21 protein-coding genes and 1 riboswitch are annotated in these 19,034 nt (G+C 58.7%); of the genes, 7 read left to right on the top strand and 14 right to left on the bottom strand.

The annotated features are described in order from the left end of the window. Positions 1 to 69 precede the first annotated feature (69 nt). The 3 genes from spoVAE to spoVAC are packed head-to-tail and all read right to left on the bottom strand — an operon-like array spanning position 70 to position 1,932. Entirely contained in the window at positions 70 to 420 is a 351-nt protein-coding gene (spoVAE, locus tag VE23_RS08195) for a stage V sporulation protein AE (protein ID WP_048748916.1), read from the bottom strand. Beyond that, positions 417 to 1,436: a stage V sporulation protein AD gene (gene spoVAD, locus VE23_RS08200; protein WP_049867734.1), complete on the bottom strand. Its 1,020-nt coding sequence runs from the start codon at positions 1,434 to 1,436 to the stop codon at positions 417 to 419. Before spoVAD ends, spoVAE begins: the two co-directional genes overlap by 4 nt. Position 1,437: 1 nt before the next feature. After that, the gene (gene spoVAC, locus VE23_RS08205) at positions 1,438 to 1,932 is read right to left on the bottom strand and encodes a stage V sporulation protein AC (protein WP_048748912.1); all 495 of its coding nucleotides are present in this window, start codon (positions 1,930 to 1,932) and stop codon (positions 1,438 to 1,440) included. 326 nt (positions 1,933 to 2,258) lie between these two features. Here spoVAC and VE23_RS08210 point away from each other — a divergent pair, with 326 nt between their 5' ends. Continuing rightward, positions 2,259 to 3,506 (top strand): CynX/NimT family MFS transporter, encoded by a 1,248-nt coding sequence (locus tag VE23_RS08210; protein ID WP_048748911.1) that lies wholly within the window; start codon positions 2,259 to 2,261, stop codon positions 3,504 to 3,506. 138 nt (positions 3,507 to 3,644) lie between these two features. Next, the gene (locus tag VE23_RS08215; RefSeq protein WP_049867735.1) at positions 3,645 to 4,181 is read left to right on the top strand and encodes a C40 family peptidase; all 537 of its coding nucleotides are present in this window, start codon (positions 3,645 to 3,647) and stop codon (positions 4,179 to 4,181) included. Between the two features lie 64 nt (positions 4,182 to 4,245). Here the strand turns inward: VE23_RS08215 and VE23_RS08220 are convergent, their stop codons facing one another. From VE23_RS08220 to VE23_RS08230, 3 genes are read right to left on the bottom strand one after another with little or no spacing between them, the layout of a single operon-like run. Beyond that, positions 4,246 to 5,103, bottom strand: a complete 858-nt coding sequence (locus VE23_RS08220) for a MetQ/NlpA family ABC transporter substrate-binding protein (RefSeq protein WP_048748910.1) — start codon at positions 5,101 to 5,103, stop codon at positions 4,246 to 4,248. Positions 5,104 to 5,145: 42 nt separating this feature from the next. After that, entirely contained in the window at positions 5,146 to 5,805 is a 660-nt protein-coding gene (locus VE23_RS08225) for a methionine ABC transporter permease (RefSeq protein ID WP_021881207.1), read from the bottom strand. Continuing rightward, positions 5,802 to 6,815 (bottom strand): methionine ABC transporter ATP-binding protein, encoded by a 1,014-nt coding sequence (locus VE23_RS08230; protein WP_048748942.1) that lies wholly within the window; start codon positions 6,813 to 6,815, stop codon positions 5,802 to 5,804. Before VE23_RS08230 ends, VE23_RS08225 begins: the two co-directional genes overlap by 4 nt. Positions 6,816 to 7,264: 449 nt before the next feature. Between VE23_RS08230 and VE23_RS08235 the strand changes: the two genes are divergently transcribed. After that, complete coding sequence (locus tag VE23_RS08235; protein ID WP_048748909.1) at positions 7,265 to 8,035, top strand: YdcF family protein; 771 nt, start codon at positions 7,265 to 7,267, stop codon at positions 8,033 to 8,035. 84 nt (positions 8,036 to 8,119) lie between these two features. On the opposite strand, the gene VE23_RS08240 is transcribed toward VE23_RS08235, so the two are convergent. From VE23_RS08240 to VE23_RS08250, 3 genes are all read right to left on the bottom strand, one after another. Continuing rightward, on the bottom strand, positions 8,120 to 9,199 hold the full coding sequence (locus VE23_RS08240) for a Gfo/Idh/MocA family protein (RefSeq protein ID WP_048748908.1): 1,080 nt from the start codon (positions 9,197 to 9,199) through the stop codon (positions 8,120 to 8,122). A 207-nt stretch (positions 9,200 to 9,406) separates the two neighbouring features. Further along, complete coding sequence (locus VE23_RS08245; RefSeq protein WP_021881609.1) at positions 9,407 to 9,607, bottom strand: copper ion binding protein; 201 nt, start codon at positions 9,605 to 9,607, stop codon at positions 9,407 to 9,409. Between the two features lie 183 nt (positions 9,608 to 9,790). Continuing rightward, a complete protein-coding gene (locus tag VE23_RS08250; protein WP_048748907.1) occupies positions 9,791 to 10,267 on the bottom strand; it encodes a DUF523 domain-containing protein in 477 nt (158 codons plus the stop codon). A 263-nt stretch (positions 10,268 to 10,530) separates the two neighbouring features. On the opposite strand from VE23_RS08250, the gene VE23_RS08255 reads away from it, so the two are divergent. Beyond that, positions 10,531 to 11,385: a tetratricopeptide repeat protein gene (locus VE23_RS08255; RefSeq protein ID WP_069202568.1), complete on the top strand. Its 855-nt coding sequence runs from the start codon at positions 10,531 to 10,533 to the stop codon at positions 11,383 to 11,385. A 117-nt stretch (positions 11,386 to 11,502) separates the two neighbouring features. On the opposite strand, the gene VE23_RS08260 is transcribed toward VE23_RS08255, so the two are convergent. From VE23_RS08260 to VE23_RS08270, 3 genes are read right to left on the bottom strand one after another with little or no spacing between them, the layout of a single operon-like run. Further along, on the bottom strand, positions 11,503 to 12,393 hold the full coding sequence (locus tag VE23_RS08260; protein ID WP_049867736.1) for a glycine betaine ABC transporter substrate-binding protein: 891 nt from the start codon (positions 12,391 to 12,393) through the stop codon (positions 11,503 to 11,505). A gap of 24 nt (positions 12,394 to 12,417) precedes the next feature. After that, entirely contained in the window at positions 12,418 to 13,263 is an 846-nt protein-coding gene (locus VE23_RS08265; protein WP_021881613.1) for an ABC transporter permease, read from the bottom strand. Then, a complete protein-coding gene (locus VE23_RS08270; protein WP_048748276.1) occupies positions 13,241 to 14,458 on the bottom strand; it encodes a quaternary amine ABC transporter ATP-binding protein in 1,218 nt (405 codons plus the stop codon). The genes VE23_RS08265 and VE23_RS08270 overlap by 23 nt, the downstream gene beginning before the upstream one ends. 241 nt (positions 14,459 to 14,699) lie before the next feature. On the opposite strand from VE23_RS08270, the gene VE23_RS08275 reads away from it, so the two are divergent. Next, on the top strand, positions 14,700 to 15,269 hold the full coding sequence (locus VE23_RS08275; RefSeq protein ID WP_048748275.1) for a GbsR/MarR family transcriptional regulator: 570 nt from the start codon (positions 14,700 to 14,702) through the stop codon (positions 15,267 to 15,269). A gap of 133 nt (positions 15,270 to 15,402) precedes the next feature. Here the strand turns inward: VE23_RS08275 and VE23_RS08280 are convergent, their stop codons facing one another. Then, positions 15,403 to 15,894, bottom strand: a complete 492-nt coding sequence (locus tag VE23_RS08280; RefSeq protein WP_021881457.1) for a C40 family peptidase — start codon at positions 15,892 to 15,894, stop codon at positions 15,403 to 15,405. A 3-nt stretch (positions 15,895 to 15,897) separates the two neighbouring features. Further along, positions 15,898 to 16,031, bottom strand: a riboswitch (cyclic di-AMP (ydaO/yuaA leader). A 365-nt stretch (positions 16,032 to 16,396) separates the two neighbouring features. On the opposite strand from VE23_RS08280, the gene VE23_RS08285 reads away from it, so the two are divergent. Then, positions 16,397 to 17,743, top strand: coding sequence for a glycosyl hydrolase family 18 protein (locus tag VE23_RS08285; RefSeq protein WP_048748274.1), 1,347 nt, complete (start codon positions 16,397 to 16,399; stop codon positions 17,741 to 17,743). Positions 17,744 to 17,822: 79 nt separating this feature from the next. On the opposite strand, the gene VE23_RS08290 is transcribed toward VE23_RS08285, so the two are convergent. Then, on the bottom strand, positions 17,823 to 18,278 hold the full coding sequence (locus VE23_RS08290; RefSeq protein WP_049867737.1) for a CBS domain-containing protein: 456 nt from the start codon (positions 18,276 to 18,278) through the stop codon (positions 17,823 to 17,825). Positions 18,279 to 18,454: 176 nt separating this feature from the next. On the opposite strand from VE23_RS08290, the gene VE23_RS08295 reads away from it, so the two are divergent. After that, positions 18,455 to 18,904 (top strand): MarR family winged helix-turn-helix transcriptional regulator, encoded by a 450-nt coding sequence (locus VE23_RS08295; RefSeq protein ID WP_048748434.1) that lies wholly within the window; start codon positions 18,455 to 18,457, stop codon positions 18,902 to 18,904. Positions 18,905 to 19,034: the final 130 nt, after the last annotated feature.

The following is a 19,034-nucleotide window of genomic DNA, read 5'->3' on the forward strand; positions in this document are numbered from 1 at the left end:
AAAAAAAATTGGAGAATCCCACAGAGGGATTCTCCAATGCATACGATAGTTAGGGACAAAATGTTTCGCTCATCCCTTCGGACGGACGACGAGAGCCGCCAGGAAAGAGAAGATGATCGCCGCGCTTATGCCTGCGCTGGTGACCTTGAATATTCCGGATATGACCCCGATCCATCCCGTATCGTGCAGCTCGGTCAGCGCGCCGTGGACGAGCGAGTTGCCGAAGCTCGTGATCGGAACCGTGACGCCCGCGCCGGCGAACTTGATCATCGGCTCGTACCAGCCTAAGCCGTCCACGACGGCTCCGATGACGACCAGCGTCGCCATCGTATGCGCCGGCGTCAGCTTGCCGACGTCGAACATCAGCTGCCCGATGACGCAGATCGCCCCGCCGATCAGAAACGCCCATAAATAGATCATGCGTACACCCCGCTTTGATCAATGGACACCGCATGCGCGATGCATGGAATCGTCTCCCCCTGCTGGAACGACAGCGGCGAAAGGAGCGCTCCAGTCGCCACGACGAGAATCCGCTTCAGCTCCCCCGACTGGACTCGCTTCAGCAGATGGCCGTAGGTGACGACGGCCGAGCATGCGCAGCCGCTGCCCCCGGCCTGAACCTTCTGCTTGTCGACGTCGTAGATCATCAAGCCGCAGTCCTTGAACTGGGTCTGCTCCATCGGGACTCCGTTGCGCTTCAGCAGGTCGGCCGCGATGCCGTGGCCGACCGTCGCCAGATCCCCGGTGACGATCAGGTCGTAATCGCCCGGCGAGCGGCCGGTGTCCGTCAGATGCATCTGGATGGTGTCGACCGCAGCCGGGGCCATGGCCGCGCCCATATTGAAGGGATCGGTGATGCCGAGATCGACGATGCGGCCGATCGTCGCGCATTCCACGACCGGTCCGATGCCTGCGGGCGCGACGACGGCCGCTCCTGCGCCGGTAATCGTGTACTGCGCCGTCGGCGGCTTCTGCGACCCGTATTCGGTCGGGTACCGGAACTGCTTCTCCGCCGTGCAGTTGTGGCTGCAGGTTCCGGCCAGCACGGATTTGCCCGCGCCCGAGTTGACGATCAGCGACGCGATCGCCAGCGACTCCATGGACGTGGAGCAGGCTCCGAAGACGCCCAGGTAGGGCACGCCCAGCGTCCGCGCAGCGAAGGTGTTGCTGATGATCTGGTTCATCAAGTCCCCTCCGACGAAAAACTCCAGCTGCTCCTTCGTCATGGAGGCATTTTTCAGCGCGAGATCCGAAGCCTGCTCCAGCAGCAGCCGCTCCGCCTTCTCCCAGCTCTTCTGCTGCATGTCCAGTTCAGGGTGGATCAGGTCGAAATCAGCGGCAAGCGGCCCTTCTCCCTCGTCAGGGCCGACGACAGTAGCCGTCCCGACAATGACCGGACGGTTTTCGAACCACCAGGTCTGCTTTCCTCTTTGCATCTTAAGGCTGCCCCCCAGTACCCAGGATGAGATGCGCGAGCCCGACGAAGAAAGCCGCTACGGTGCCGAATACGATGACAGAGCCTGCCAGCTTGAACATATTCGCCCCGACGCCGAGAACGAGCCCCTCGCTGCGGTGCTCCAGGGCGGCCGAGCACATGGAGTTGGCGAAGCCGGTGACCGGCACCGCCGTGCCCGCTCCCGCCCACTGGGCGATCTTGTCATAGACGCCCAGGCAGGTCAGAATGACCGAGATCAGAATCAAGACGGCGACCGTCGGATTCGCGGCCTTGTCCACCGGCATTTTGAAGGCATGCATGAAAAATTCCTGGATGCCTTGGCCGATCAGGCAGATGAAGCCGCCGACCAGAAAGGCGCGTACGCAGTTGCTTAAAACAGAGCGGGACGGCTCCCTCGTCTTGGCGAACGCCTGATACTCCTTCGGCGACATCGTCATTTTCTTGAAGCCTTCGCGCCGAGCGCTTTTGCTTGACATCGATGTTCCCCCTTGCTGGCCGCTATCGCAGCGCCGTCCGGCGGCGCAGCATCGCAAGCCATGAATTGGAGGTTATTATTCGCCTTTCCCTCGTCTCTTATCCAGCTTTTCGCTCCGCCATCGATTGCCAGCCGCCAGCTTCCGTCCGCGGGACATCTTAATTAGAAGGCAGAAGGTTTGGCCGGGGCGCTTCACTGGCGAAAGCGGCTGAAGGAAGCATCATTTATATTTACTTTAGTCGTGAAGTAGGATAATATACGTTATTGGTACCCTAAAAAGCTCACACACAATGTCAACCGAGGGGCCTGGAAAGAAGGAACTTATTCATGAGCCACATTCCCAAGCCTGCTTCCGGCCGAAGCAGGCTTCTGACTGCCTCGGCGATCGCAGGAATTCTGCTGATCGCCGCCAATATGCGCGCAGCCATAACTTCCGTCGGGCCCGTGATCGACCAGATCCGCGCCAGCTACGGCCTGAGCAGCGAAATGTCCGGCCTGCTCACCTCGCTCCCCCTGATCGCCTTTGCGGTCATGTCCCTGCTTGCTCCGCGCATCGCGGACCGCTTCGGCGCAGAGCGCTCCCTGCTTTACGGGCTGCTTTTCCTGATTGCGGGCATGCTGCTGCGGACATTGCCCGCCGCAGCCGGACTGTTCGCCGGCACCGCCCTGCTGGGCCTTGCGATCGCGCTCAGCAACGTCCTGCTGCCGAGCATCATCAAACGCGATTTCCCGACGCGGATCGGACTGTTGACCGGATCGTATTCGGTGACGATGAGCGTATTCGCCGCCATCGCCTCCGGCGTATCCGTCCCGCTCGCTTCCGTGCCGGGCTGGGGATGGAAAGGAGCGCTGCTCATATGGGCGCTGCTGGCCGCGGTCGCGCTCGCCGTATGGATTCCATTTACTCGAAAGTCGGCTCCGGCTGCCGCCTCCTATCAAGCGGGGTCGTCTCCGAGCATGTTCCGATCCTCGCTCGCCTGGAGAATCACGTTCTTCATGGGCATCCAGTCCATGACGTTCTATGTGACAATCGCATGGCTGCCGGCGGTATTCCATGAGAACGGGATGAGCGCCTCCGCCGCGGGCTGGATGCTCTCGCTGATGCAGTTCGTCAGCCTGCCGACTTCCTTCTTCATGCCGGTATGGGCGAGCCGCATGCGCTCCCAGGTGCCGCTCGTGCTCGTGTCCGGCGCTCTCTCGCTGAGCGGCTACTCCGGACTCCTGTTCGGCAGCACAGGCATGACCTGGCTCTGGATCACGCTGCTTGGCCTCAGTCAGGGAGCGACCATTTCGCTGGCCCTCACCTTCTTCGGCCTCCGCACTCGGAACGCCGGGGAAGCGGCGAAATTGTCCGGCATGGCGCAGTCGCTCGGCTACCTGCTGGCGGCGCTCGGGCCGATCGTGTTCGGCTCCATCCATGATCTGTCCGGCTCCTGGAAGCCGGTGCTCGCCATCCTGCTCGGCCTCTCCTGCATCGTCATCGTGCTTGGCCTCGGAGCCGCGCGCAATCGTTACGTATCCGCCGCGGAGGAGACTCTTCTCCCGGACCGTTCCGGCCAATTGAGCAACAACTGATCTCATTCGATTCCCGGCCCGCCTAAATGGCGGGTTTTAATTTGGCTTTTTTTGGCATGATTAGGCTTTTCTAAGAAAATATCCGCCTTCCATCAAGCGATGCTAGAATAGCCTTACATCGCCAGAAGGAGGAACATCATGAATCTTTTCCTGCATCTTCGCAAAACCGTCGCCGGCGCCGCCGCGCTGTCCCTTATCCTTGCCGCGGGTACTGCGGCAGCGGCCAAGCCCGTCCATGCCGCGCAGGCCAGCAGTACATATACCGCAGCAGCGTCCGCATCGACCGCTTCCGCTAAGGCCGACCGCATCGTCGCCTTTGCGGAATCCCTGAAAGGAAAGGTGAAGTACAGCTACGGAACGAACAACCCGTCGAAGCTCATCTTCGACTGCTCCTCGTTCACCAAATATGTCTTCGCTTCCCAAGGCGTCTCGCTCAAATGGGGATCGACCGCGCAGAGCAAGCAAGGCACCAAGGTAAGCAAAGCCAATCTCCGCAAGGGCGATCTCATGTTCTTCACCGTCGGCTCCTCCAAATCGATCGGACATGTCGGCATCTACATGGGCAACGGAAAGTTCATCCACAACACGATCGGCTCCAAGGTGAACGGCATCGTCATCAGCAGCTTCGACAGCGGTTACCAGAAACGGTTCGTATCGGCGGCGCGGGTGCTCTGAGCGCCAGCCGTCATAAAAAAGGCCCTCGCGCAATTGCGCGAGGGCCTTTCAGCTTTGCTTTGGATCAGAACGCCGGAACGATGGCTCCCGCGTATTTGTCTTCAATGAATTTCTTCACGTCGTCGCTGTTCAGAACCTTGATCAGCTTCTGGATGCCTTCGGAATCCTTGTTGTCCGGACGGGCGGCGACGATGTTGGCGTAAGGGGATTCCTTGCCTTCGATGAACAGAGCGTCCTTCGTCGGGTTGAGCTTGGCGTCGAGAGCATAGTTCGTGTTGATGATCGCGAGGTCGACCTGGTTCAGGACGCGCGGCAGCGTGGCCGCTTCAAGCTCCTTGAATTTCAGGTTTTTCGGGTTCGTCGCGATATCCTTCACCGTCGCGCTGATTCCGGCGCCGTCCTTGAGCGTAATCAGGCCGTTGTCTGCCAGCAGCTTGAGGGCGCGGCCGCCGTTGGTGGCGTCGTTCGGAATCGCGATTGTCGCTCCGTCCTTCAGCTCGTCCTTCGACTTGAGGCTGTCGGAGTAAGCTCCGATCGGCTCGACATGCACCGTGCCGACGCTGACGAGGTCATAACCGCGTTCTTTGTTGAACTCGTCCAGGTAAGGGACATGCTGGAAGAAGTTGGCGTCCAGCTTTTTCTCGTACAGCTGCACGTTCGGCTGAACGTAATCCGTGAACTCGACGACTTCAAGGCTGACGCCTTCTTTGGCCAGGGCATCCTTGATATGGTTCAAAATCTCGGCATGGGGAACCGGCGAAGCGCCGACCTTCAGCGTAATCGGTTCGGAAGCGCCTGCGCCGGCGTTGGATGCGGCGTTTTCTGCAGCCGCGCCGCCGGCGTTGTTGCCGTTTTTGGCTCCGCAAGCCGCAAGGGCAAGCACAAGCAGCGACAAGGTAAGCACAGTAAGCCATTTTTTCATGAGTATGACCCTCCAATAAATGTAGTGTAATCTCTCTTTGTCTTATCTCCGGCTGATTCGGCGGACAAGCCGGTCTCCAAGAACCTGGAGCAGCTGAACCAGCACGATGAGGATGACGACCGTCACGATCATGATGTCGGTCTGGAAGCGCATATAGCCGTAACGGATCGCCAGGTCTCCCAGCCCTCCTGCTCCGATGGTGCCCATCATCGCGGTGTACGATACGAGCGTGACCGCCGTGACCGTTACCGCGGCGAGCAGTCCCGGCCGGGATTCCCGCAGCAGCACGCGGCGGACGATGTCCCATTTGGAAGCTCCCATCGCTTGCGCGGCTTCGATGACGCCTTTGTCGACTTCCCGCAAGGCCGTTTCGACCAGTCGGGCAAAAAACGGAGCCGCTCCGATGACGAGAGGCGGAATCGCTCCCTTCACGCCGATGGTCGTATTGACGATTGCTTCCGTGAACGGCATGACCGCAATCATCAGGATGATGAACGGCACCGACCTCAGGATGTTCACGACGAACGACAGGACGGAATACAGAGCCGGCATGTAGAGCAGCTGGCGGCTGGACGTCAAGTACAGCAGAACGCCGAGCGCGAGGCCGAGAATGACGGTGAAGATCATGGAGAACACCATCATCGTCAGCGTATCCTGCGTCGCCTGCCAGATTTCGTCCCAATTGATATTCTCCCAAGTCATTCCGGCAGCACCTCCACATCGAGTCCGCTTGCGCGGAGCGATTCAATGACCGCGTCCGCCTCGCCGGGACCTCCGCCGCTCAGTTCGACAAGAAGCTGTCCGTACGGGGTATGCTTCATGCGGGAGACGGTTCCCTGGAGAATGGCGCATTGCACGGGACTGCCCTTCAGCGCTTCGAAGAGCACCGGCTGGTAGGTTTCTTCCCCGACGAAATGGAGCCGGATGAGCCGCGAATTGTCGCGGGTCCGCAGCGGCGCGCCGTCCGACAGATCCGACATCTCGTCGACGAATTGCCTCGTGACCGGATGGGACGGCTTCAGGAACACGTCGAGCACGTTGCCGAATTCGACGATCGTACCGGCGTCCATGACCGCGACGCGGTCGCAGATGGAGCGGATGACGCCCATCTCATGCGTGATGAGCACGATCGTCAGCCCCAGCTTCTCGTTGATGTCCATCAGCAGCGAGAGAATGCTGTTCGTCGTCTGCGGATCGAGCGCGGAAGTGGCCTCGTCGCAGAGCAGCACCTCGGGATTGGCCGCGAGCGCCCTCGCGATGCCGACACGCTGCTTCTGGCCGCCCGACAGCTGGGACGGGAACTTGTCCCCGTGCGCCTGCAGGCCGACCAGCGTCAGCAGCTCGTCCACGCGGCGGGCGATGGCCGGCTTCTTTTGGCCTGCCAGCTTGAGCGGGAACGCGATATTGTCGCGGACCGTCACGCTGGAGAGCAGATTGAAATGCTGAAAGATCATGCCGATCTTGCGGCGCTCCCGCTGCAAGCCCCGTTCTCCCAGATCGGTCAGGAGCACTTCCCCGACCTTCACCGTGCCGCGCGTCGGACGCTCCAGCAGATTCATGCAGCGGATCAGCGTGCTTTTGCCGGCCCCGGAATGGCCGATAATGCCGAATATCTCGCCTTTGCGGACATCGAGCGTGATGTCGCGGATCGCGTCTACTTCTCCGCCGCCAGCGCTGCGGTATGTTTTCGTCACATCCTGCAAGTGAATCAGGTTTATCCCTCCCGGAACAACACCGCCTATCAATTCCAATAAAACCAAGTAGTTTAAGTGGTATTATATAGGCGGGCGTCGGATTTGTCTATAGTCGATGGAAGCTCGTTCTGGCATGCGGAAGCGGCGCGGTTTTCATACCCCGTTCCCAAAGTCTTTATTCTATTATTCCGACATAATCATGTCAAATACAGAAGTTTCCTGAGGGAAGCGGAAAAGCTGCATAGCCGAGATGTGTCCGTTCCCGGAAAAGAAGGGATCGTCTGCCGTTCAGCCTGCCTATCCCCGCAGCCGGAGCATGCAGTCTGCTTTTTCAAGCTGACGGCCTCTTGCCAATCGGCTTCGTTTTATGATTTATAATAGATGAGTTTCAAAAGCAAGGGGAAACGGCGAGGGCTGCTTCAAGGCGTCCGCTCCGTCATCTCCCCGGAATCAAGCGAGGACAAGCCTTGATCTATTTCGTCAAATTCGCCTACAGCCTGCTCCTTCCTCCCGGCTTGTTCCTGCTGCTGCTCGGGGCCGCCGTCTGGAGAACGTGGATCCGGGACCGCAAATGGACATGGCTCCCGCTGCTGCTCCTTGCCGCGCTGTACGGGATGAGCTCGGGGCTGGCCAGCGACGCTCTCGTGCGGAGCATCGAAAGCCGCTATCCCCAGCCTTCTCCGGCTGAAGCGGGCAGGCAAGCCGACGTCATCGTCGTGCTCGGCGGCGGAGCGACGCCGGATACGCCCGATCTCGGAGGACTCGGCAACCTGTCCGGTTCGGGAGAAGCAAGGCTGCTGGCGGCAGTCCGGCTGCATCTGGGGACGGGGCTGCCGATTCTGTTCAGCGGAGGCCGGGTGTTCCCGGACAGCGGCAATGAAGCGGACATTGCGGGCAGGCAGCTGCGCCAGCTGGGAATTCCGGCCGAGAGCATCTTTCTCGAGAACCGTTCGCTCAATACCGGGCAGAATGCCGCTTACAGCAAGCTGCTGATGGAGGCAGAAGGGTTCAGCCGTCCCGTGCTGGTCACTTCCGCCTTCCATATGAGACGCTCGATGGAGACGTTCCGGCAAGCCGGGCTCGCTCCCCTTCCCTATCCAGTCGACTACGGAGCTCCCGCCGATGCCGTCTTCTATTGGAGCAAGCTGCTCCCCTCCGGCAGCGCCATGGCGGCCAGCTCCGCTGCTCTCAAGGAATACCTGGGCATGCTGGCCCTTTGGCTGAAGGGCTGGGCTTGAGAACCGCCACGCGTAAAACAACGGTAAAATGCAAAAAACGGTCCTCCCGTCGCCGGGAGAGGACCGTTTTTTTGCATGGCCGTATTAGTCGAAATACACCGTCTTGCCCGTACGGGCGGACTCATAGATCGCTTCGAGAATCTCCGTCACGACAAGCGCCTGCTCCGGCTTCACGACCGGTTCCGTATCGTTGAGAACGGAATCGATCCAGGCGGAGCATTCCACGTCGATATCGCGCTGCGACGTGCCGCTGTAGAAGGCGACACCGCCTGCGTTCAGATCGATTTCCTTGACGTACAGGCGGCTGCTGTCCTCGCCGTTGATCCGGAGGCCGCCCTTCATGTCGGCTCCGCCTTCCGTCCCGCTGAGCGAGCATTTCGCTTCGTCGATGTCCAGCGTGTTGAGCGCCCAGCTCGCTTCGAGCACGATCGTCGCGCCGTTCTCCATCTTGATGAAGCCCATTGCGGAGTCTTCCACGGTGAACTTGGCCGGGTCCCATGGTCCCCATGCATTGGCCGCGTTCTCCTTGGAGCCGAGCTTGTGGAAGACCGAGCCCGTCACCGACACCGGCTTGTAGTTGTCCATCATCCACAGCGTCAAGTCCAGCGCATGGGTGCCGATATCGATAAGCGGTCCCCCGCCTTGCTTTTCCTCATCCAAAAAGACGCCCCAGGTCGGAACGGCGCGGCGGCGGATCGCATGCGCCTTGGCGTAATAGATCTCGCCCAGCTCTCCGGCCTCGCACACCTTCTTGAGATGCTGGCTGTCCGGACGGAAGCGGTTGTTGTACCCGATCGTCAGCTTCTTGCCGGAGCGGCGCGCCGCCTCCAGCATCGCTCTGGCTTCCTCCGCGGTCTTGGCCATCGGCTTCTCGCACATGACATGCTTGCCGGCATCCAGCGCGGCGACCGAGATCGGCGAATGCGAATCGTTCGGCGTCAGCACATGCACGATATCCAGGCTGCCGTCCTTCAGCAGCTCCTGATAGTCGGTATATACGGCTGCGCCTTCAATGCCGTACTGATCCGCGGCCTGGCGCGCCTTCTCCTCGACGATATCGCAAAATGCCGCAAGTTCCACGTTTCCGTTCTGGCTCAATGCCGGCAGATGCTTGCCGTTCGCGATGCCGCCGCAGCCGATGATGCCCACACGCAGTTTGCTCATTGTCCAACCTCCGCAACTTGTAATTGAAAGCCCTTACCCATCTTTAATGTAACACAGAGCCTGGATGGAAAAGACTAGCGAATGAGGACATTCTTTATGCAAAATGGCGACATCGCTTCCGTCCCCTGCCGCTAGAAACAAAAAAGGAAGGAAACGAGCGCTTGCCGCTCGAATCCTTCCCGGTTGAAGCTAGCCTATCTCTTCAAATCAAACGACATCGTAGCCCTGCTCTTCGATGACTTCCTTGATCGCCTGCACGGACAGCTTGGAATCGTCGAATTCCACCGTTACTTGGCCGGATGCAAGGTCGACCTTCGCGGCGCCGCCCGCATTCCGGACCGCTCCTTCGACGGAGCTGACGCAATGCCCGCAGGACATTCCCTTCACTTGAAGAACTTCTGTCGCCATCTATTCCACATCTCCTTCAGGCTCTGCCGGAGCCGGGATTTGAATGCTCTTTCCCTCCCAATATACCCCCAGGGGGTATGTATGTCAAGACGGATTGCTTATTCATGCCCAATTTCCAAGCCAAGCCTCTCCCTTATTAGGGACCTGCGCCTGCAGAACCAGCCGCCCACTCGGCAGTCAGGATCATCCTTGGGCACAACTCGCCCCGTCCCATTCCTGCATCTCTTCCTCCGACAGCACCCGAATTCCGTGGCGGCGCAGCAAAGCGGCCGTGACGCCGCTGCCGGGAATTTTCATGCCGTTGAAATGGCCGTCATAAATGGCGGAGCTTCCGCAGGACGGACTGTTCTCCTTCAAAATGACGGTATCGGCGCCGACCGCCCTCGCCTGCTCCAGCGTCTTGTACGCTCCCGCCAGATAGAGGGCCGTGACATCGAGTCCGGCTCGGTCTACGACGCGCGCAGCGCCGTCCAGGACATCTTCTCCGCTGCCTCCCTGAATCTCCGCCGGCTCGCGGGGAGTCGAGAAGCCTCCCATAAGCTCCGGACAGACAGCGGCAGCGCGCCCGTCACGGAGCAGCGCCCCGATCTTTTCGCTCAGGCAGTGCGTTCCGTTATACCTGACCTCATGCCCGGCAAGACAGGAGCTGACCAAAATCATTCGCCTCGCCTCATTTCTTCCTGCCCTTCTTTCTTTCATTATAATACGGCGCGATGAACAGCTCCATCCCTTCCTCCTCCGGAAAACGGAATGTGTACGAAGCAGGCGATCTCGATTAAAATGAACGATAGCCATGCGCAAGTCGCGGCGGAGCGGATGGAATGATTCTGAAAACTGCGCAGCGGCTGCAGGCTCGAATTCCGGTTTCAGCCGTTGTCGTTCGGATAATCGATCCAAATCATATCATGACTGGAGTATATGCGATGAGAGATTTCGATGCCATGTGGGATTATCAGCAGCCGGATCAGACGGAGCAGCGGTTCCGTGCCCGATACGGGGAAATCAAGGATTCCGAGAGCTGCGGCTACCGGGCCGAACTGCTGACGCAGATTGCCCGCTCGCTGGGCTTGCAGCAGAAATTCGAGGAAGCCGAGGCTGTCCTGGACGAGGCGCAGGCGCTGCTTGCGGACTCCCCTCCTTCGGCCGCAATCCGCTGCCTGCTGGAGCGGGGACGGGTCTACAACTCCTCCTCCCGCCAGCCGGAATCGCTGCCTTGTTTTGTCGCGGCATGGGAGCTCGGCCTGGAGTCGGGAGAGGACGATTATGCCGTCGACGCCGCTCATATGCTCGGAATCGCGGAGCCGGCCGCGGACAAGCGGGCCGAATGGAACGACAAGGCGCTCCGGCTGGCCGAGAGCAGTCCGGCTGCGAGCCGCTGGCTTGGATCGCTGTACAACAACGTCGGCTGGGCCAAGGTCGAGGCCGGCGAGCTGGAAGAGGCTCTGGAGCTGTTCAGAAAGGCTTTGTCCTTCCGCCTGGAGCAGGGGAGCCCCAAGCCGATTGCGATTGCGAGATGGTGCGAGGCCAAGGTGCTCCGCCTGCTCGGCCGGGCCGACGAAGCCTATCCGATTCAGCTGGATCTGCTGAAGCATAGGGATGCCGCCGATCCGGACGGGTACGTCTACGAGGAGCTTGGCGAATGCCTGCTTGCGCTTGGACGCTCGCATGAAGCCGCCGAATGCTTCGGCGAGGCGCATTCGCTCCTTTCCCGGGACCGCTGGTTTTCCGAGCCCGAGCGGCTCGAGAGGTTAAAGCGGCTCTCCCTCGCCAAGCCATAAAAAAACCAGGAGGCAGGCGCATCCGAAAATGCGTCTGCCTCCTGGTTTTCTTTTTCGTCCGGCAAGCGGCTCAAGCTCATTCTTGTGCCTGGTGCCTGCCGGGACTCCGATGCTGTCCTACTTGGCCAAATCCTCGATCGAGGAAATGTCCATATAAGAAGGAACGACGAGGCCAAGCTTCGTTCCCTTCAAATTCGCCCCGAGATCCTCGTACTTGTCCTTGTACTGCTCCGCATAGTCCTTGTGCGTAATCGGCAGCCAAGCCGCGACGATCGCGTCCGCGTCGCCGTTCGCCACTCCCGCCCACATCGGACCGGCTTCCACCTGCAGCAGCTCCGTCTTGTAGCCGAGGCGGTTCTCCAGCACCCATGCCACCACGTTCGTGCTGGCGATCTCGGAATCCCAGGCTACGTAGGCGAGCTTGAACGGCTTGCCGGACACCTTCTCGATGCCGTCCACCCAGCCGTCGATCAAGCCGGCATTGTCCTTCGCCCAATCGGCGGCGGCGGCAGCGGGATCGGCGCCTTCCTGAATGGCCACCATCACTTTGGCCATGTCGGCATCCGTCCATTCGAAGCGGTCGAGGAAATCATAAGCCGACGGCGCATCCTGCTTCAGTCCGCCGCGGACGATCGTATGGATTTCCTCGTCTTCCCCGAACGATTTTTTGGGATCGTCCAGATATTTCAGATCATACTTCGCGAACATCCAGTGAGGCGTCCAGCCGGTGACGATGATCGGCTCCTTCTTTTTGATCGCCTTGTCGAGCGCTACGGTCATCGCCGCTCCGGAGCCTTCGACCAGCGTCCAGTCCGACAGGCCGTAGTCCTCGACAGCACGGTTGGCGGCAGCCATCAGGCCGGCGCCGGGATCGATGCCGATGATTTTATGGCCGACAGCCTTGCCGACAGACGCCCCGCTTCCCCCGGAAGCCGTTCCATTGTCATTGCTGTTCGAAGAACAGCCTCCAAGCGCGATGGCTCCTGCAAGTCCGAGTACCCCAACCATTTTCCAAGAATTCCGAATCAAAATCTATCCTCTCCTGTCCGCATGTTTTTTTCCTTTGACGAGATGCTGCGTCAGCCGATCCAGGAAGATCGCCAGTATGACGATGGCCAGGCCGGCTTCGAAGCCTTTGCCCGTCTTGATTTGGCTGACGGCGCGGTATACATCCGCTCCGATGCCCTGCGCCCCGATCAGGGAAGCGATGACAACCATGGACAGGGCGAGCATGAGCGTCTGGTTGATGCCTGCCATGATCGATGGCACCGCGAGCGGCAGCTGCACCTTGAACAGCTTCTGGGAAGGGGTGGAGCCGAAGGAATCGGCCGCCTCCACCAGGTCGGCCGGCACCTGGCGTATGCCGAGATTCGTCAGGCGGATCGTCGGCGGCACCGCAAAAATGACCGAGGCGATGACGCCGGGCACAACGCCCAGATTGAAAAACGTCACGGCCGGGATCAGGTAGACGAACGCCGGCATCGTCTGCATGAAATCAAGGATGGGCGTCACGATGCTCTGCGTGCGGTTGTTGCGGGCGCAGGCGATTCCGATCGGCACGCCGAGCACGATGCTGACGATCGCCGATGTCAGCACGAGCGCCAGCGTATCCATCGTATGGTCCCAATAACCGAGATTGTCGATCAGGAACAAGCCGACGAACGTGAACAGCGCCATCGGCCAGCGCATGATCCACCAGGCCAGCGCCGCAAACAGAACGATCAGCACGATCGCAGGCGGAAGATGGAGCAGATAAGAGAAAAAGTCCACGACGCCTTCGATTGCGGCCGAAATCGGATCGAACAGGAAATTCAAGTTCTCCTCGATGGAATCGACCATGCGGTCCACCCATTTATCAAGCGGTAGTTTCGGCAGCATCCACGCTCACCTCCCGATTCGCGACATGTCCGGCAAGCGCTCCGAGCACGGCTCCGCGCACGATGACGCCGACGATGCGTCCCGCCTCGTTCACGACGGCGACCGGATACTTGCTGGTGCCGCATATATCGAACAGCTCGTGGAGCAGCATCTCCGGAGCGACGACCGGAGTATCCCGGATGACGATCTCCTCCAGCGGCTGTCCGCGCTTCACCGCCTCCGACGCGTCGTCGGCGGTGAGGACGCCGATCAGCTTGCGGCTGCGGTCCGTCACGAACAGATTGGAGATGCCGCTCTCGCGCATCAGCTGCAGGGCGACCCTGGCGCCGCGGTCGAGACCGATCGTCTCGGGACGCCGCATCACATGGGAGGCGGTCAGCACCTTGGACAAATCCACGTCCTCGACGAACCGCTCCACATATTCATTGGCAGGATTGACCATGATTTCTTCCGGCGTGCCGATCTGCACGATCGCTCCGTCCTTCATGAGCGCGATGCGGTCTCCGATCCGCAGCGCCTCATCCAAATCATGCGTAATGAACACGATCGTTTTTTTCATTTTCTCCTGCAGCTCCAGCAGCTCGTCCTGCATATCCTTGCGGATGAGCGGATCGAGCGCGCTGAACGCTTCGTCCATGAGCAGGATCTCAGGGTCGTTCGCCAGCGCCCTTGCCAGTCCGACCCGCTGCTGCATGCCGCCGCTCAGCTGCTCGGGATAACTGTCCGCCCTTTCTTCCAGTCCGACGAGCCGCAAGGCTTCCCTTGCTTTCGGTTCTCTTTCCTTTTTGGGCACCTTCTGGACCTCAAGCCCGTATTCCACGTTCTCAAGCAGCGTCCGATGCGGGAACAGCGCGAATTTCTGGAAGACCATGCTGATCTTTTTCTGGCGCACCTTCCTCAGCTGCTCCGCATTCAGGCGGGTAATATCCTGTCCCGCGATGCGGATGGCGCCTCCTGTCGGCTCGATAAGCCTATTCAGCAGACGCACGAGAGTCGATTTCCCGCTGCCGGACAATCCCATGATGACAAAGATTTCTCCCGGCTCGACGGCAAACTGAACCCGGTTGACCCCAACCGTATGCCTCGTTTCTTTAAAGATCCTGTCCTTGCTCCACCCTTCCTTCAGAAGCGGCAGAATTCGTTTTGGATCCTCGCCGAATATTTTCGTCACATCCGTGACTTCAATGATCGACAAGCGCTTCACCTCCTCATGGCCTCGCTTGCGGCCAACGCTCACTCGAACTAGTCTATCGAACAATTTATGACACCGTCAACCGTTTTATCCGTATAATAAGTACGTACGGTTTTTTCTGTATATAGTTTATATGCCAAATGCTCCCGTATCCTCTCATATACTCGTTCATTAAGCGCTTTACATTGCCGGGATTGTTTCTTACAATTACTTTGTCAGCCGAGAAGGCGATGAAGGAGCGGACATGATGACCAATGATTTCGCCGGCTTGGAGGCCGCGCAGGAGCAGGCAATCCAGAAGGCGCGCAAGCGCGTGATCGAGTCCATCGGCAAGAACATGGACCTGTACGGCATTACGCAATCTACAGGACTGCTGTATGGGCTGATGTTTTTCCAGGACAAGCCGATGAATCTCGACGAGATGGGCCAAGCGATGGAAATGAGCAAAACGAGCATGAGCACCGGCATCCGCACGCTGGTTGATTTGAATATGGTGAACAAGGTATGGGAAAAGGGTTCGCGGAAGGACTTGTATGAAGTCGAGCGGGACTGGCACCAGACGTTCGCCGATTTTTTTGTCCTGAAGTGGAGAAAGGCCGTGGAGCTCAACCTGATGGCGCTTCGCCGCTCCAAGGCGGAGCTGGACAAGCTGGCCGAGAGCGGCGGCTCGGAAGCCCTGCACGCCCTGATCGGCGGCGATCTGGAGAAGATCCGCCAGGCGATCGACTATTATTTGTGGCTGGACCGGGTCATCGATCTCATGGAATCCGGCGAGATCTTCAAGCATGTGCCGAAGGAAGAGCCTTCAAGCTGAAACCCAAAAAGAAGCCTTCCCCGGCGGGAAGGCTTCTTTTTGGTTGTGCTGCTGAACTGCAGCCGACTGGACAAAAAAAGAGAGACAGGCGGCTCATGCCGCCTGTCTCTCTTCATCCTTCTGGAGCCGTCCGTCATTCCCCGGCGTCGTCGGCCGTTTCTTCCTCTTCGCTCACCATCTTGCTGTAATCCTCGCCCGTTGCGACGCGGCGCGCCGTAACGTAGCGCTTGGCATAGTAGGCATCGTCCAGATCCGTATACCGGACGCCCTTGCTCGAGGAGTGGGCGAACTTGCCGTCTCCGACATAGATGCCGGCATGCGAGATGCCGCGGCCGCTGGTGTTGAAGAAGACGAGATCCCCCGGACGAAGATCATCCTTGTCCACCTTCGTGCCGGCCTTGGCCTGGGACTGGGAGGAGCGTGGCAGCTTCACGTCGAACTGGCCGAAAATATAGCGGACGAATCCCGAGCAGTCGAATCCTGCCGTAGTCGTGCCCCCATACTTGTAGGGAGTGCCGAGAACCTTGCCGATGGATGACTTCAATTCGGTGCTCGCGAATACGCTGGATGATGCGAACACGGCAATAAGAATGAAAGCGGTAATGGACATGATGACTTTCTTCACTGATGGTTCTCCCTCCGGTGCCTACGAAGTTAGCTGATGGGTTCGGTAGAAGGTTCCCTAGAATTCTCTCTTGCAGAATTCATTCACCCCGAGTGGTTCCCCCGTTTTTCTTAGCGAAAATTCGGCATTTATTTGTTTCAAGCCTGTTTGCTATTGGTTAATATTCGTAGTTTTTTGTCGAACTCCTCCCTTTGGATTATTAGAAGTCTTTCATAATTCGACTCTTCCCGATCCGGAGGGCCATTCGACCTTGTTTTTATCGAGATAGAGATGTAATCCGACCCTATCCCGCCATGTAAATTCCTCTCTCCTTATCCTCTTAAGGTACTCTATTCCTATTCGCTAGAAATTTCTCCCTGTTTTCATCCAATTTTCCCCTTTTATCGATAAACACTTTCATTGATAATGAAAGTGCTTTCAATAGATTCGAAAAAAGGAGGCCGGATATCCCCTCTCATTCTTGCTTCGCCCCTATCATCCTATCCTTCAGGAGGTATCGTTCATGTTCAAATCGAACCGCCGCATCGCCGCTTCCGCGCTGAGAGTCTTGATGCTTGCCGTGCTGCTCGCCTTTTCGCTCCTTCCGCAAGGCGCCGCCGTCCAGAAAGCCAGCGCTGCGGATGCATGCAGCGGAGTCGCTGCCTGGAGCTCGTCATCCGTCTATACCGTCGGGCAGAAGGCGGTCTACTCCGGCACGCTCTATGAAGCCAAATGGTGGACGCAAGGCGAGCGTCCGGATCTCGCCGGAGAATGGGGAGCCTGGAAAGCGCTCTCCGTCTGCTCGGCATCCCCTACGCCGACTCCGACGGTAACCCCTGCTCCTTCGGCTACGCCTAAGCCTAGCGCCACTCCGACACCGACGCCGGCGCCGACCAAAACGCCGACGCCGACGGCCACTCCTGTCCCTGCCGGAAAAATCATCGGCGCGTATGTAGCCGACTGGCATTTCCCCGTCATCAGCACCGTGCCGGCCGAAAAGCTGACGCATGTGTTCTACGCCTTCGCCGACGCGACCTCTACCGGTGTCAGCGGAGGGGATACCGGCAAGCTGGCGCAGCTCGTCTCGCTGAAATCCAAAAATCCGAATCTCAAGGTTCTCGTCTCCGTCGGAGGCTGGGGCCGCTCCGCGAGCTTCCCGGCAGCAGCGGCTACGGAAGCTAGCCGCACGGCGTTCGCAAACAGCGCCGTATCCTATATCCGGGCCAATAAGCTGGACGGCATCGATATCGATTGGGAATATCCGGGCTCAGGCGACCGCGCGAACTATACTTTGTTCATCCAGAAGCTCCGTTCGGTTCTGGATTCGGCCAGCTCCGCCGATGGGCGCTCCGCCAACAAATACCAGCTTACAGCCGCCGTCGGCGCTTCCGATTACGGTCTCGGCAACATCGATATCGCCGCGGTCATCCCTTCCTTCGATTTCCTCAACGTCATGACATACGACCTGCAGAACGGCGCGAATACCCATCATACCGCTCTCTACAACTCCCCGATGGCCAGCTACAGCGTCGATTCCGCCATCAAGCTGCTGAAGGGCAAGGGCGCTCCGGCAGCGAAGCTCGTCGCCGGAGGCGCCTTCTACTCCCATGGCTCCGGCGATTACACCTATGATGAGCTCAAGGCGAGCTATATCAACAAGAACGGCTGGACCCGCCAGTGGGATTCCACCGCAAGAGCCCCGTACTTGACGAATTCCAGCGGCGGCTTCCTCAGCTACGACGATGCGGAATCGCTGACGGGAAAAGTAAATTACGTGAAATCCGGCGGTCTCGGCGGCATCATGTTCTGGGAGTACGGCCAGAACATGAACGGAGAGCTGCTGGAGGCCATCTATCAAGCGATGAAATGATCGGCGGAATGCAGAACGAAAAAGAGCCCATGATGCCTGGCCGGCATCATGGGCTCTTTTTCGGCTTGAAAGCGGCTCGTTAAAGAAGAGATTGAAACGATTGCCGGATGACGTCGCCGCGGCTGATGATGCCCGCAAGGACGCCGCCCCGGTGGACCGGCAGCTTTTTGATCTGCTTCTTGCCAAGGATGGCGGCGATCTGCTCGATGTCGTCCTCCACGGAAGCGGTAACCACTTTTTTCTTGGCGATCGCCATGACGTTCAAAGGAAGGAGCCGCTTCAGCCTCTCCTCATATTCATCGTTGTCGCCATTCACGACGGCCGTGAAATAAAAGGCATCGACAATGATGTCTTCATGCTTGCCGATATATCGCATGATGTCGCCGTCGCTGACATATCCGACGATCTCGTTGCGCTCGTTGACGACAGGCAGGCCGCTGATGCGGTATGCAAGAAATCTCTCGATGACATCCCTCACCGTATCGGTTTCCTTGACTTTATAAACCTTGGAGATCATAAAATCCTTGGCTTTCATCCTCATAACCCCTCGATACCGATTTGCGGATGCCTCAAACAAGTTGTATGATGAAAGTATATACTTGTATTATACAACTACTGGACATCCTGTCAATGGTTATCCCTGCCGCCGACTGCTCATCCAGCTGTTGGATGCGCTGCCCCACCCATGCCGAATGATAATGAGGAATTGCCATGAACGAACTTCCTTTCGAGCATATCGAGCTCGAGCTCTCCATCCTCGCCAGGCTTGTCGCCTCCGCCACGACCTACAAGGAGGAAGGAATGCTGGATCGCTCCGCTTATTTGCTCCTTCAGCAAATTTCATCGAGGAGGTCGGCCGGCGTCAAGGCGCTCGCAGATGATTTTCGTCTGGATATTTCCACCGTAAGCCGCCAATCCGCCGCCCTGGAGCAGAAGGGCTTGGTGTGCCGGATTCCCAATCCCCAGGACGGCCGTTCCTATTCCCTGGAGCTGACGGAGACCGGCGCGCTCGCACTGGAGGCGAACCGGAAGGTAAGAGCCGGTTATATCGCCGAGCTGCTGACGGAATGGTCCGATGAGGAGCGGGAACAATTCGGCGCGCTCCTGGAGAAGTTCAACCGGGCCGTCCTGCACGAGACTCAAGCAGCGAAACGACCTTGATCCTCCACGGGATCAAGGCTGCTTTCATTTCCGGGGGGGTTAATGCCTGCCTGCAGAATAAAAATGGACACATTTCCGGCATGAATATCCTCTTCTTTCCTCTTGCCTTTTGTATCGCTATATTCTAATA

It is taken from the genome of Paenibacillus sp. D9 (assembly GCF_001188365.1).
Classification (GTDB): Bacteria; Bacillota; Bacilli; order Paenibacillales; family Paenibacillaceae; genus Paenibacillus_O; species Paenibacillus_O humicus.

Coding starts and splice junctions, on each gene's coding strand:
- spoVAE (WP_048748916.1), bottom strand. CDS start 420: ATGATCTATTTATGGGCGTTTCTGATCGGCGGGGCGATCTGCGTCATC.
- spoVAD (WP_049867734.1), bottom strand. CDS start 1,436: ATGCAAAGAGGAAAGCAGACCTGGTGGTTCGAAAACCGTCCGGTCATT.
- spoVAC (WP_048748912.1), bottom strand. CDS start 1,932: ATGTCAAGCAAAAGCGCTCGGCGCGAAGGCTTCAAGAAAATGACGATG.
- VE23_RS08210 (WP_048748911.1), top strand. CDS start 2,259: ATGAGCCACATTCCCAAGCCTGCTTCCGGCCGAAGCAGGCTTCTGACT.
- VE23_RS08215 (WP_049867735.1), top strand. CDS start 3,645: ATGAATCTTTTCCTGCATCTTCGCAAAACCGTCGCCGGCGCCGCCGCG.
- VE23_RS08220 (WP_048748910.1), bottom strand. CDS start 5,103: ATGAAAAAATGGCTTACTGTGCTTACCTTGTCGCTGCTTGTGCTTGCC.
- VE23_RS08225 (WP_021881207.1), bottom strand. CDS start 5,805: ATGACTTGGGAGAATATCAATTGGGACGAAATCTGGCAGGCGACGCAG.
- VE23_RS08240 (WP_048748908.1), bottom strand. CDS start 9,199: ATGAGCAAACTGCGTGTGGGCATCATCGGCTGCGGCGGCATCGCGAAC.
- VE23_RS08245 (WP_021881609.1), bottom strand. CDS start 9,607: ATGGCGACAGAAGTTCTTCAAGTGAAGGGAATGTCCTGCGGGCATTGC.
- VE23_RS08250 (WP_048748907.1), bottom strand. CDS start 10,267: ATGATTTTGGTCAGCTCCTGTCTTGCCGGGCATGAGGTCAGGTATAAC.
- VE23_RS08255 (WP_069202568.1), top strand. CDS start 10,531: ATGAGAGATTTCGATGCCATGTGGGATTATCAGCAGCCGGATCAGACG.
- VE23_RS08260 (WP_049867736.1), bottom strand. CDS start 12,393: ATGGTTGGGGTACTCGGACTTGCAGGAGCCATCGCGCTTGGAGGCTGT.
- VE23_RS08265 (WP_021881613.1), bottom strand. CDS start 13,263: ATGCTGCCGAAACTACCGCTTGATAAATGGGTGGACCGCATGGTCGAT.
- VE23_RS08275 (WP_048748275.1), top strand. CDS start 14,700: ATGATGACCAATGATTTCGCCGGCTTGGAGGCCGCGCAGGAGCAGGCA.
- VE23_RS08285 (WP_048748274.1), top strand. CDS start 16,397: ATGTTCAAATCGAACCGCCGCATCGCCGCTTCCGCGCTGAGAGTCTTG.
- VE23_RS08290 (WP_049867737.1), bottom strand. CDS start 18,278: ATGAAAGCCAAGGATTTTATGATCTCCAAGGTTTATAAAGTCAAGGAA.
- VE23_RS08295 (WP_048748434.1), top strand. CDS start 18,455: ATGAACGAACTTCCTTTCGAGCATATCGAGCTCGAGCTCTCCATCCTC.